Origin of the sequence: Arthrobacter globiformis (assembly GCF_030817195.1) — a bacterium.
GTDB classification, from domain to species: Bacteria; Actinomycetota; Actinomycetes; order Actinomycetales; family Micrococcaceae; genus Arthrobacter; species Arthrobacter globiformis_D.
In genome coordinates, this window is record NZ_JAUSYZ010000001.1 from 1745504 (window position 1) to 1757968 (window position 12465).

Genomic DNA, 12465 nt, shown 5'->3' on the forward strand with positions numbered 1-12465 from the left:
GGGTGCCAGATCAGGTGGGAAGGTTGCGCCTCGCGCCGCCAAAGCTGCTGCGGTTTACGGACAGTTTCTCTGCTTTCCCAAGCTTCGATGCCTTTGGAATGCGCTTTCCCGTTTCTCAAAGATAAGGTGGCGGCGGTCACATGTCAAACGTTGGGAGTGTCGCTGGCAGGTTCAGCGGGCGGCTAGCCTTCCCGCAGGCGGCGAAGGCCGCTGCGGGTCCTGCGCCACAGTACCGAGGCGCCGTGCCCCGTCCGGCGCGCCGCCCGGCCCAAAACGCGGAGAGGCCATCCGGCCACGGATCCCCAGCGGGAGAGGACCGACCTCGGCAGCCAGTCGGCACGGAGCCGGCCGACTATGCCGGCATTTCGACGCAGCGCCCGCCGCACCTGGCCGATGTGCTCGACGGCGGTTTCCTCCGGCAGGCCGCGGCGCGAGCCGTCCTGGGCCGCGGGCCGGCCATACTGATGCCGCTCGTAGGCATCCGTCAGGACGGTCACGGCCCGGTCGGTCTCGGCGTCGGGCCAGTATTTGCCTCCGGTATCTGCTCCGCTTCCGGTGTCTGCTCCGACGGGGTTTGACTCGGCCCGCAGACGCATGGCCGGGGACCCGCGCAGCCGGGCCGAGAATGTCCGCGGGGTCTCGCTCGGTTCAGGACGCACGCCGTAGTCCGTGGCCAGATCCTGGAGCTCCGACCAGACGAGCGGCGGCTCGGCCAGCCGGTTCCTGCCGGTGCCCGTTCCCCTGAGGCGCCTTGCCCGGATGCCGCCGCGCACCAGACGGGGTGAGGCGGCCAGGAGGACCAGCAGCAGAACCCCGGCGGCAGTGTAGAGCGCGGGCGCCAGTTGGTTCCCGGCGTCGGCGGTTCCGCCCCCCGGCAGGGGCAACGGTGCCGGCGGCGTCGACGACGGTGCCGTGGCGCCGTTGCTCGGCACCAGGCCGTCATTGTTCTGGTCGTTGGTGCTGGCGCCGCCCGAGGTTGACGAGTCCTGCGCGTACGGCGGCACCACGCCGCGCGAAGGGGTGGGTTCAAACGGAACCCAGCCGAGGCCCTGGAAGTACAGCTCGGGCCAGGCGTGGGCATCACGGGCGTCGACTTCGAACTCCGGCAGCGCCCCCTGGCCGGCAACGGACACCGTGGCCCCGGTTTGCCTGCCCGGTGCGTAGCCGACGGCGATCCTGCTCGGGATGCCTTCGAGCCGCGCCATGACCGCCATGGCGGACGCGAAGTGGATGCAGTAGCCGCTCTTCTGGGACAGGAAATCCGCCAGGACGGACAGCCCGTTTCCGTCATACCCGCCCTGGACGGGCGACTCCAGGGAATAGGTAAAGTCCGGGCCGCGCAGGAACCTCTGGAGCGCCATCGCCTTGGCATAGGCTGTCCGGCTGTTTGCTGTGACGGACTCAGCGGTGGTCCGAACGATGTCCGGAACGTTCGACGGCGGCCGGATGAACTCCTCCGGAACGCCCTGGACGGGTGCGGAGGACGCGTCCAGCAGTTCGGTGGTCAGTTTCGGCACCGAGGACTGAACCAGATACTGCTGGTTCCGGGAGTTGGTATCGGTGCCCTTGATGCTCAACGTCGCAGGATCCCAGCTCCACCGCCCGGTCAGCCCGTTGACAGATTCGGGGGCGTACGGGACGGGGAGGTAGGGGCTGGTGAAGTCCCCGGTGTTCACCACCGTCACCTGCCGGGTCTGTTCGGGTGCCAGGATCTCGTGGCCTGCGTCCATCCGTCCGGTGCCTGCCCGGCGGCTGGCATTGCGGTCGTCCGGGGACCAGGACTCGCCGTCGAACCGGTCCACTGTGACCGAGCGCAGGTAAAGCGGCGTGGTGGCGTTAGTGGCGTAGGTGATCCTGCCCTCGCCCGTCGGGGTGCGCAGGCTGTTGCCGAGGCTGATCATGGGGTTCAGTCCTGTGGCTGTACCCCAGGGGTTCAGCCGGGAGCCCTGGGGGAACGTGCCCTGGTCGAAGCCGGGAACCACAAGCTGCAGCAGGAGTGTGACCACCAGGGTCACGGCTCCGGTCAGGGCGGCCCGCCTGATCTGCCCCGGGTTGCGGGCAGTGTCCGCCTCCGTCCGCGCGTCGGGGGCAAACCACTGGCTGGAGGCGAGGATCACCAGATAGCCGGCCGCCGTCACCACGAATCCCAGCCAGCCCACGCTTTGGGGCTTGATCATGGCCGGAACAACCAGCACCGCCAACAGGCCGAGTCCGCTCGTGGCGGGCATGCCCAAGGGGAGGGCCAGCGCATCAACGAGGATGACGATTAGTCCCAGTGCGGCGCATGTCACCAGGACGATGCCGGCGTTGGGGGCTACCGGTGAGCTCTCGGCCAGCACTGTTTCACTGGCCCGGCGGAGGTGCCGGCCCAACGCGTCGAGGGTGGCCTGCGAGGGGAGGAAACCCGCAATGCTGTCACGCCGGAAGAAGGTGAAGGTCAGGATGAAGGCCAGGGACGCAAGGCCTCCCGCGGCCACCAGCACGGGCGCGGCACGGAAGGTGCGGAGCAAGGCCATGGTCAGTGAGACCACCACCACCGTGGTCAGGACCGGCAGGAACCACGCCCAGCCGCGAAGGACCCCGTTGAGGGACAGTGACGCGCCGCAGACGGACAGCGCCACTGCGCCGGCCATGACCCAGGGAAAGGCACCGGCCCCAAACCTTCCGCTGCCGGGGGACGCCGGAACGGGCTGCGGCTGGGCATCAGCCCCCGGCTGCCGTTGTGATGTCAGTGTCATCGCCCTACCTCCGCCCCGCGGCGCACGTCCGCCGCAGCCGTCCACATCGCGGCCTCGCCCTCGTCGAAATACATCCAGGCGGCCGGCAGCGAGGTGGACGCCTCGACGGCGACAGCGCGCCAGCCGCCCACCCGCAGGGCCTCGAGCACGTCGTGGCAGTCGGCGGGTTTGTCCGTGATCACCACGGCAAACGCGTTGGCGGCGTAGCCGGCTGCGGGAGCGAGGGCCCGCGCCTCCGCGAGTGAAATCTTGCCGAGGAGCGCCAGGACCGGGCCCCGCATCCGGTGGGCCGCGAGTTTGTCCATCAGCCGGTCGTCAAAGACGGACTGGGCAGCGTCGGCATTTCCTGCGTGTTCGCGGCGGGCGGTGTCATGGTCCCTGCGCGCGTGATGCGGCCCCGTCAGCTGGATCGCGGCGAGGCTTTCGGCGATCGACTGCAGGCCGGCCGCGCCGCTGTACTCCTCGTTGTCAGGCTCAGGGGCCGACGTCGAACGGTGGAAGGCGGGCTCACCCGCCGCGTCCAGGAACCGCAGCGAGTAGTTGAGCTCGGCGAGGTGGGCGCCCACGGACATGGCCGCCGTAACAGCCCACTCAAAGGTGTCGCTGGTGACGAGGTCGCTGCCGTCCTCACCTGGGCTGCTGAACACCGAGCCGTAACCCGAGGAATGGGCCACGAACCGGTGGTCCAGGATGACCGTGGCCTCGGGGGTCGTGACAGATTCCTCCTGCCTGACCATGAGGGCGCCGTGCCGGGCAGTGGCCGGCCAGTGCACCCGCCGCATCGGATCGCCGTGCCGGTACTCGCGCGTCATGACGTCGTCGTCGCTGGGGTTGGCCCTGGTCCGGGTGGCCGTGATGCCGTCGTTGCCCCGCGCGCCGGCAAGGCCGGTGGGCGGGAGTTCGACGGCGGCCGGCGTTACCGTGAGGGTGTCGCCGTCGTCGATCGAATGCCGGTGCAGCGACAGCCCGAACGGGTCCGTGAACTCGGCGCTGACGGGGCCGATGGTGAACTGTCCGCGCTTTCCCGACCGCAGGTGGTACTCATAGCGGCTGGTGCCGCCCGAGGCGGACCGGGCGGGAAAGCGGAACGCCGGGGATTCACCGAACCGTGGCGGCAACCGCTCCTCCATGATGACGCGGCCAGTGCCCAGCCCGGTCCGGGCGACGGCGAGCCGGACCGTGGTGACGGAGTCTGTCTCGACCGTGGAAGGGCTGAACTCCCGGTACACCCGGAACCGCGGCTTGACCACCCTGATGCCGGCCAGTGAAACGAGGGGGAGGACAACCAGCAGGACGCCGAGGGCAAGAAGGTCGCGGCGGCCCATGACCTGGGCGCACAGCAGCGAGACGGCGCCGGCTGCCAGGAGTCCCCAGCCCCGGGAGCTGAAGAGATGTCGGGGGAGGCTGTCCAGCAGTGCCACGGCGATGGTCCTGACTAGTGGCTGTGACGGAGTTCGGGTGAGGTCCGCCCGGCGTTTGCCGTGTCCGTCATCTCCTGGCTGACCGGGATCCGGGCAAGGACGCTGCGGATCACGCCCTGCGGGGTCTCGCCGGTGCTGGCGGCCTTGCGGTCCAGGATGATCCGGTGCGCCAGCACCGCCTCGGCAACGGCCACGACGTCATCCGGCAGCACGAAATCACGGCCATCCAGCGCCGCGGTTGCCTTCGCGGCCCGGAGCAGCTGCAGCAGGGACCGCGGGCTTGCCCCAAGGCGCAGCATGGCGCTGTCACGGGTGGCCCGGCCGACGGCCACGGTGTACTCCTTCACGGCTTCGGAGACGAACACCTGCTGGACGGTGGCGATCATGGCGGCGACATCCGCTGCCGTGACGACCGCCTTGACCCGGGCCAGCGGGGACGTGGCCTGGTGGGTCTCGAGCATTTCGATCTCGGAGTCCTTATCCGGGTACCCCATGGAGATCCGGGCCATGAAGCGGTCCCGCTGGGCTTCCGGGAGCGGATAGGTCCCTTCCATCTCGATGGGGTTCTGGGTAGCCACCACCATGAAGGGTTCGCCGAGCTTGTAGGAGTGTCCGTCCACCGTGACCTGGTGCTCCTCCATGCATTCGAGCAGGGCGGACTGCGTCTTGGCGGAGGCCCGGTTGATCTCGTCGCCGATCACGATGTTCGCGAACACGGCGCCCGGACGGAATTCGAACTGGCGCGAGGACTGGTTATAGATGGAGACGCCGGTGACATCCGAGGGGAGGAGATCGGGTGTGAACTGGATACGGCTGACGGAACAGTCGATGGTGCGTGCCAGGGTTTTCGCCAGCAGCGTCTTGCCCACCCCTGGGACATCCTCCAGGAGCAGGTGGCCCTGGGCCAGCAGGACCGTCAGCGCCAGCTTCGCGGCCTCGGCCTTGCCGTCGATGACGGTGTTGATGGCGCTGAGGATGCGTTCGCTGGCGGCCCGGAAAGCCGGGGCTTCCAGGGGAACAGTTTTGTGTCCGTTGAGCGGGTTGACGTTGCGCGCAGCACTTCCAGTGAGGCCCTGTCCGCCGGGAAGTGCTTCGTCGATCGTGATGCGTCGGTGCGGTTCCATCAGCAACCTTTCAGCCCAGAGTGAAGCAAAACGAAGCGGCGGAGGTCTGCCGTTGCCCTCGTTGGGCGCTCACATCCGTCCGTAACCAGCGTACTAACACAACTGCCGTGGCTAACAGAGAGTTCCCCGTAAATCTCCGGGTAATGCCGAGCGTCAGGCGGAGCCGGGACGGCCGCTAGGCTGGAGGAATGCGGCATTCCCTGATTCCCCGGCCCTACCGGGTTCCCGGCACCGACGGCTCCGGCAGGCGCGGTTTCCCGCCGGCGCCCGAACCGTTGCCCGTCCCCGTGATGGACAACCACACGCACCTGGACTTCCCGACTGACGATGTCCGGGTGGACATCGCGGCTGCCCTCGATGCAGCCGAAGCCGTGGGTGTCTGCGGCGCCGTGCAGGTGGGCTGCGACCTGGAATCCTCAAGGTTTACCGTGCGCGCCGTCGATCTGGATCCGCGCCTTTTGGGGGCCGTGGCCCTCCATCCGAATGATGCGCCGGACTACGCCGCCCGCGGTGAGCTTGAGGACGCCCTGGCTGAGATCGAGGAGCTCGCCGCCCACCCCCGCGTGCGCGCCATCGGCGAAACCGGCCTGGATTTCTTCCGCACGGAAGGGGAGGGGCTGGCCCACCAGCGTTACTCGTTCCGCCGGCACATCGACATCGCTAAGCGGCTGGACCGGACCCTGCAGATCCACGACCGCGACGCCCACGACGACGTGGTCCAGGTTCTGCGCGAGGAAGGCACCCCGGAACGGGTAGTTTTCCACTGCTTTTCCGGGGACGCAGAGCTCGCCCGGATCTGCAACGGGGAAGGATGGTTCATGTCCTTCGCGGGGACACTCACGTTCAAGAACGCCACCAACCTCAGGGAGGCGCTGGCCGTGGCCGACCCGGAGTTGGTGCTGGTGGAAACCGACTCGCCGTTCCTCACTCCGCATCCGCACCGCGGCCGCCCTAACGCCAGCTATATGGTGCCGTACACCGTGCGGGCAATGGCGGAATTGACAGAGACGGACTTGTCCAAACTTTGCGCCCAAGTCAGCGCAAATACCCTGCGGGCGTACGGATCCTGGGCCTGAATCGCCGCAGGCAACAATCCCAAAATACATACCTGGTAGGCAAATATTTTGGCCGGTTTATAACGCTTCGATTACAGTGAAAAACTATTAGCCGGGGTCGGGGAAGGCCTCCGGATGATGTAACTCACTTCGTGACAGGCAGGGCGCCTCCGGATGCCCTGCCATGTGAGTGTGGCGACGCATATGCCTGCGGCCTGCTCCGGCCTGTCCGGAGCCACCATGTCGGTGACCGCTGTGGGTACCCCTGTGCGTTTTTCCCCGTGCCCGGATGGCTCAAAAGTTACGGGCGATCGTGGTCAACTTCTTCACGTCAGACGGCAAGTTCAGTTTCATCAAGGTCGGCACCCAGCTGGTGGTGCTCTCGGCCCTCGTGCTGGGGCTCGTTGCCTTTGTGGGCAGCAACAAGACGGTCACCCTGAACGTCGACGGAAAAGTAAGCTCCGTCCAGACCTTCGGCGGCACCGTCGAGCAGGTGGTGAAGAGCGCGAATATCGAGCTGCACCCGGCCGACCGCGTCTCTCCCGCGCTGGACGCCAGTGTTGGGAATGGCTCCGTCATCAACGTGAACATGGCGAAGGCCGTGAAAGTCAGCCTGGATGGTGCGGAGAAGACCGTGAGCACCACGGCGCAGGACGTGGCCGGGCTCGTGACCCAGCTCGGCGTGGCCAGTTCTTCGGAGCTCTCCGTGCCGAAGGACGCGCAGCTGGCCGTGGACGGTTCGTTCGTGGCCATCTCGACGCCGAAGACCGTCAGCATCATCGCCGACGGCAAGGCCAAAAAGACCACCACCACAGCCGCCAATGTCGGCGAGGTCCTCAAGGACGCCGGCATCCGGCTCGCCGCCGCCGACCGGACATCCCAGCCGGCGCACGCCCCGGTGGTCAACAACATGGTGATCAAGGTGTCCCGCGTTACTGGCAAGACCGCCACCGTCACCGAAGAGATCGAGTTCCAGTCGCTGACCACGGACAGCGCCACCCTTCCGAAGGGTGAGGAGAAGGTCACCCAGGAAGGCGTTCCCGGCCAGACGACCCTTACCTACAAGCTGGTCCTGGTCGACGGCCGCGAGGCCTCCCGGACCCTCGTCTCCAAGACCACCACCCGCGAGCCTGTGACCGAGAAGATCACGGTCGGCACCAAGGAAGAGCCCAAGCCGGCAGCCGCCGAGGCCGATAGCGGCAACACCGGTGCCGCAGCCCCGGCCATGATGAATGTGGCCATGTGGGACAAGATCGCCCAGTGCGAATCCGGCGGCAACTGGTCCATTAACAGCGGCAACGGCTACTACGGCGGCCTGCAGTTCGACGTCCAGACCTGGATCGGCGCCGGCGGCGGCGCCTACGCCCCGAACGCCAGCCAGGCGACCAAGGCGCAGCAGATCGACGTTGCCAACCGTGTCTACGCGGAGCGCGGCCTTCAGCCGTGGGGCTGCGGCTGGGCCGCCAGCAGCTAGCCACCGGCAACCACCCGACGGCACCGTCCACGACTGAACGCCGGGATAGGATACCTAGGTGACTGACCCGACCCCCTCCGCCTCCGGCACCGCGCCCGCTCCACTGTTCGGTGCCTCCGATATCCGCAGGCTGGCCGGAGAGATCGGCGTCCGCCCCACCAAAACACTGGGCCAGAATTTCGTCATCGACGGCAACACCATCCGCAGGATCGTGGCCGCCGCCGGCATCGGGCCGGAGGAAACGGTCCTCGAAGTCGGGCCCGGGCTGGGGTCGCTGACGCTGGGGCTCCTCGACGCCGCCAAGGCGGTGGTCGCCGTCGAAATTGACCCCGTTCTGGCTGCGAAGCTGCCGGAGACCATCGGGCAATGGCGGCCCGACGCCGCCGGCGATTTCCACCTGGTCCTCGCCGACGCCATGAAGGTGACGGAGCTGCCGGCCGAGCCAGCAGCGCTCGTCGCCAACCTGCCCTACAACGTCGCGGTGCCTGTGGTGCTCCACCTGCTGCAGCACTTCCCGTCGATCAGGCACGGCCTGGTCATGGTCCAGGATGAAGTCGCCGACCGGCTGGCCGCTGAACCCGGCTCCAAGATTTATGGCGTGCCCTCGGTCAAGGCCGCGTGGTACAGCAGCATGCGCAAGGCCGGCGTCATCGGCATGAACGTGTTCTGGCCTGCGCCCAAGATCCAGTCCGGGCTCGTGGCCTTCACCCGGCGGGAGCCCCCGGCCACCACCGCCAGCCGCGAGGAAGTCTTCGCCGTCATTGATGCAGCGTTCGCGCAGCGCCGCAAGACACTCCGTGCAGCCCTGGCCGGCTGGGCCGGCAGCGCCGCCGAAGCAGAACGCTGCCTGGTCGCGGCCGGGGTCGACCCCACCGCGCGGGGTGAAGTGATCGATATCGCCGCGTTCGCGAGGATCGCCGAAGCCCGCGCTGCCGCGGACGCCTGATGGCGGTCCAGGGCCTGCGGGGGCGCTTTGCGGCAAGGACCGTCCGGGTAAAGGCCCCGGGCAAAGTCAACGTCTCGCTGGATGTCGGGCCACTGCGCCCGGATGGCTACCACTCCGTGGCCAGCGTGTACCTGGCTGTGTCGCTGTACGAGGAAGTCGCGGCCACCAGCACAGCTTCCGGCGGCATCACCGTCAGCATCAGTGCCGACAGCACGCTGGACCTCGACGGAGTGGACATTCCGCTGGATGAGCGGAACCTGGCCTACAAGGCAGCCGCCCTCATGGCCGATGTGTCCGAACACGCCACCGGCGTGCACCTTGAAATCACCAAGCGGGTCCCGGTGGCGGGCGGCATGGGCGGCGGCTCCGCGGATGCTGCCGCCACGCTCCTGGCGTGCGACGCATTATGGAACAGTGGCCTGTCGCGGGATGAACTCGCCCAGCTCGCCGCCGAGCTCGGGGCGGACGTTCCCTTCGCGCTGCTGGGCGGCACGGCCGTGGGGCTGGGCGTGGGGGATGACCTGTCGCCGGCGCTGGCAAAGGCCCAGATGGACTGGGTGCTGGTCACGGCCGAGTTCGGACTGTCCACGCCGGAAGTTTTCCGTACCCTGGACCGGCTCCGCGACGCCGAAGGCCTGGACGTCGAGGAGCCCACGGCGGTGGACCCGAAGATCCTGCAGGCCCTGCGCGGCGGCGACGCCGACGCCCTGAGCAGGGTGCTGGTCAATGACCTCCAGCGGGCCTCCATCGAACTCGCCCCCGGGCTCCGGGACACCCTTGGCCTGGGCGAATCCTGCGGAGCCATCGCCGGGATCATTTCCGGCTCCGGACCCACCGTGGCCCTGTTGGCGCACAATCCCGAAGCGGCAGAGAACCTCGCCGGGGAGCTGGAACGCAAAGGCCTCAATGCCCAGGCGGTCCACGGCCCGGTGCCCGGCGCCCGCATCATCTCCGATACGCTCCTTTAATACTTTCCAACCTTCACAGCAGAAAGCAGTTCCCCGTGGCACACCTGCTCGGCGGCGAGAACCTCAAGGTCTCGTACGCAACCCGCACCGTTCTGGACGGCATCACCCTTGGGCTCGAAGAGGGCGACCGGATCGGGATGGTGGGCAGGAACGGCGATGGCAAGTCCACGCTGATGCGGCTGCTGGCGCTGCGGTCCACGCCGGACTCCGGCCGGGTCACCAAGCGCGGGGACGTTAACATTGGCTACCTGGACCAGAGCGACGTCCTTGACGCCGACCTGACGGTGGGCGCCGCGATCGTCGGCGACAAGGCCGACCACGAGTGGGCGGCGAACCCCCGGATCCGCGAAATCATGGGCGGACTGGTGTCCGACGTCGACTGGCACGCCAACGTGCACGCCCTGTCCGGCGGACAGAAGCGGCGCGTCGCGCTGGCCAAGCTCCTCATTGAGGACCACGACGTCATCATGCTCGACGAGCCCACCAACCACCTCGACGTCGAGGGTGTGGCCTGGCTGTCGCGGCACCTGAAGACCCGGTGGCGGCCCAATCAGGGGGCCTTCCTGGTGGTCACCCACGACCGCTGGTTCCTCGACGAAGTCTGCAACAAGACCTGGGAAGTCCATGACGGGATCGTTGACCCGTTCGACGGCGGTTACGCCGCCTACGTGCTGGCCCGCGCCGAGCGGGACCGCACGGCCGCCGTCGTCGAAAGCAAGCGCCAGCAGCTGGTGAAGAAGGAACTCGCCTGGCTGCGACGCGGCGCCCCCGCCCGGACGTCCAAGCCCAAGTTCCGGATCGAAGCGGCCAACGCCCTGATCGCCGACGTTCCGGAGCCGCGTGACTCGACGGCCCTGAGCAAGATGGCCACTGCGCGCCTGGGCAAGGACGTGCTGGACCTGGAGAACGTGTCGCTCGACTTCGACAGCGGCGACCCTGAGCTGGACGCCGGCCGGAAGCTGTTCAACAACATCACGCTGCGGCTCGCGCCGGGGGAGCGGCTGGGCCTCGTCGGCGTCAACGGCGCCGGCAAGACCACCCTGCTCAAACTGCTCAACGGCGAAATCCAGCCGTCGGCCGGAAAGGTCAAGAAGGGTAAGACGGTGGTCACCGCTGTGCTCACCCAAGAGGTCAAGGAGCTCGACGACGTCGCCGACCTGCGTGTCATCGAGGTCATCGAACGCGAAAAGCGGTCCTTCAATGTGGGCGGCAGGGAGTTCACGGCCGGCCAGCTGGTGGAGCAGCTCGGTTTCACCAACCAGAAGCAGTGGACGCCGGTCCGGGACCTGTCCGGCGGTGAGCGGCGGCGCCTGCAGCTCCTGCGGCTGCTGGTGGGCGAGCCCAACGTGCTGATGCTGGACGAACCCACCAACGACCTCGACACGGATACGCTCGCGGCCGTCGAGGACGTCCTGGACGGCTGGCCGGGCACGCTCGTGGTGGTCAGCCACGACCGCTACCTGCTCGAACGCGTCACGGACCACCAGATGGCACTGCTGGGCGACGGCAAGATCCGCGGCCTTCCCGGCGGCGTGGACCAGTACCTCGAACTCCGCGAGAATGCCCTCGCCGGTTCCACCGTCACCGGCGGCGGAAACCCCGTCACCGGCCCGTCAGCCGGCGGCGCAGCAGCCCCCGCCGGTCCCTCCGAAGCCGAGAAGCGCGAGGCCCGCAAGTCCCTCAACCGCGTGGAGCGCCAGCTCAACAAGCTCGCCCAGCAGGAAGAGAAGATCCACGTCCAAATGGCCGCCAGCACCAACGACGGCGACTTCGAACGCCTCGGCGACCTCAACAAGCAGCTGAAGGACCTGACCGAGGAAAAGGACGCCCTCGAACTCGAATGGCTGGAGGCGTCGGAAGTTCTCGGCGAGTAGGTGGTTCCGGGCTGGGTGCCGGAAGTCACGGCTCGCTGCGGAGTTCCGGCTCCTTTTTGAGGCCGGTCAGGCCGTTCCAGGCGAGGTTGACCAGGTGGGCGGCCACAGCCCGTTTGTCGGGCTGGCGGGCGTCCTGCCACCATTGGCCCGTCATCGCCACCATGCCTACGAGCATCTGGGCGTACATGGCGCCGTCGGCTGCGCTGAACCCGCGGCGGGCGAATTCGTCGGACAGGATGTGTTCAACCCGGGCTGTCACGTGGGAGAGCAGCGTGGAAAAGGCGCCTTCGGGCTGGGACGGGGGAGCGTCCCGCATGAGGATGCGGAAGCCGTCGGTGCGTTCCTCGATGTAGGTGAGCAGGGCCAGCGCGGCGCGCTCCACGAGGACGCGCGGCTTGGCTTCGTCGGCCAGGGCGTTGTTGATATCGGCGAGCAGGATTCGGAACTCGTACTCGACAACCTGCGTGTACAGGCCCTCCTTCGAGCCGAAGTGCTCGTAGATCACGGGCTTGGAAACGCCGGCGGAGGCGGCGATCTCCTCGATGGTGGTGCCGTCCAGCCCCCGCATCGCGAACAGGGCCCGCCCTACTTCGATGAGCTGGGACCGGCGCTGGGCTCCGGTCATCCGCGACCGGGGGATGCGCCCCGCCGCTGCGTCGGGCCTTGCCGGCAGGTTCCCCGGACCGTCAGTTGTCCCTGTGCTGTTGCTCACCGTCCAATCATGCCTTATGTCAAGCGGCGGGCAGGGGTGGCAGCCAGTCCCGGCGCGCTGCCCCGGGCGGCACCCGCGCACCGGATGCGCCGAGGTCGCACGAGCCTCAACGTTCGTGGCAGAATTGGTTCTCGTGCCCAGGCTTAGCGCCGG

9 protein-coding genes are annotated in these 12465 nt (G+C 67.9%); 5 read left to right on the plus strand and 4 right to left on the minus strand.

What is annotated here, in order from left to right; genetic code table 11:
• Positions 1 to 182 precede the first annotated feature (182 nt).
• From QF036_RS07950 to QF036_RS07960, 3 genes are read right to left on the minus strand one after another with little or no spacing between them, the layout of a single operon-like run.
• Entirely contained in the window at positions 183 to 2738 is a 2556-nt protein-coding gene (locus QF036_RS07950; protein WP_307100757.1) for a transglutaminase family protein, read from the minus strand.
• Complete coding sequence (locus QF036_RS07955; protein ID WP_307100759.1) at positions 2735 to 4159, minus strand: DUF58 domain-containing protein; 1425 nt, start codon at positions 4157 to 4159, stop codon at positions 2735 to 2737. The genes QF036_RS07950 and QF036_RS07955 overlap by 4 nt, the downstream gene beginning before the upstream one ends.
• 14 nt (positions 4160 to 4173) lie before the next feature.
• Positions 4174 to 5283: an AAA family ATPase gene (locus QF036_RS07960; protein WP_307100761.1), complete on the minus strand. Its 1110-nt coding sequence runs from the start codon at positions 5281 to 5283 to the stop codon at positions 4174 to 4176.
• 188 nt (positions 5284 to 5471) lie between these two features.
• On the opposite strand from QF036_RS07960, the gene QF036_RS07965 reads away from it, so the two are divergent.
• The 5 genes from QF036_RS07965 to QF036_RS07985 all read left to right on the plus strand — a co-directional run bounded on the left by QF036_RS07965 (position 5472) and on the right by QF036_RS07985 (position 11600).
• Positions 5472 to 6359, plus strand: coding sequence for a TatD family hydrolase (locus tag QF036_RS07965; RefSeq protein ID WP_307100763.1), 888 nt, complete (start codon positions 5472 to 5474; stop codon positions 6357 to 6359).
• Positions 6360 to 6627: 268 nt separating this feature from the next.
• The gene (locus tag QF036_RS07970) at positions 6628 to 7812 is read left to right on the plus strand and encodes a resuscitation-promoting factor (protein WP_307100765.1); all 1185 of its coding nucleotides are present in this window, start codon (positions 6628 to 6630) and stop codon (positions 7810 to 7812) included.
• A 58-nt stretch (positions 7813 to 7870) separates the two neighbouring features.
• Complete coding sequence (gene rsmA, locus QF036_RS07975; protein ID WP_307100767.1) at positions 7871 to 8758, plus strand: 16S rRNA (adenine(1518)-N(6)/adenine(1519)-N(6))-dimethyltransferase RsmA; 888 nt, start codon at positions 7871 to 7873, stop codon at positions 8756 to 8758.
• Positions 8758 to 9726 (plus strand): 4-(cytidine 5'-diphospho)-2-C-methyl-D-erythritol kinase, encoded by a 969-nt coding sequence (locus tag QF036_RS07980; RefSeq protein ID WP_307100768.1) that lies wholly within the window; start codon positions 8758 to 8760, stop codon positions 9724 to 9726. The genes rsmA and QF036_RS07980 overlap by 1 nt, the downstream gene beginning before the upstream one ends.
• A 35-nt stretch (positions 9727 to 9761) precedes the next feature.
• Positions 9762 to 11600, plus strand: a complete 1839-nt coding sequence (locus tag QF036_RS07985) for an ABC-F family ATP-binding cassette domain-containing protein (RefSeq protein WP_307100771.1) — start codon at positions 9762 to 9764, stop codon at positions 11598 to 11600.
• A gap of 25 nt (positions 11601 to 11625) precedes the next feature.
• On the opposite strand, the gene QF036_RS07990 is transcribed toward QF036_RS07985, so the two are convergent.
• Positions 11626 to 12225, minus strand: a complete 600-nt coding sequence (locus QF036_RS07990; protein ID WP_307105836.1) for a TetR/AcrR family transcriptional regulator — start codon at positions 12223 to 12225, stop codon at positions 11626 to 11628.
• Between the last annotated feature and the right edge of the window lie 240 nt (positions 12226 to 12465).

Excerpts from the sequence above, each read along its gene's own strand:
- QF036_RS07970 (WP_307100765.1), top strand. The coding sequence starts at position 6,628 with ATGGCTCAAAAGTTACGGGCGATCGTGGTCAACTTCTTCACGTCAGAC.
- QF036_RS07965 (WP_307100763.1), top strand. The coding sequence starts at position 5,472 with ATGCGGCATTCCCTGATTCCCCGGCCCTACCGGGTTCCCGGCACCGAC.
- QF036_RS07990 (WP_307105836.1), bottom strand. The coding sequence starts at position 12,225 with ATGACCGGAGCCCAGCGCCGGTCCCAGCTCATCGAAGTAGGGCGGGCC.
- QF036_RS07980 (WP_307100768.1), top strand. The coding sequence starts at position 8,758 with ATGGCGGTCCAGGGCCTGCGGGGGCGCTTTGCGGCAAGGACCGTCCGG.
- QF036_RS07950 (WP_307100757.1), bottom strand. The coding sequence starts at position 2,738 with ATGACACTGACATCACAACGGCAGCCGGGGGCTGATGCCCAGCCGCAG.
- QF036_RS07960 (WP_307100761.1), bottom strand. The coding sequence starts at position 5,283 with ATGGAACCGCACCGACGCATCACGATCGACGAAGCACTTCCCGGCGGA.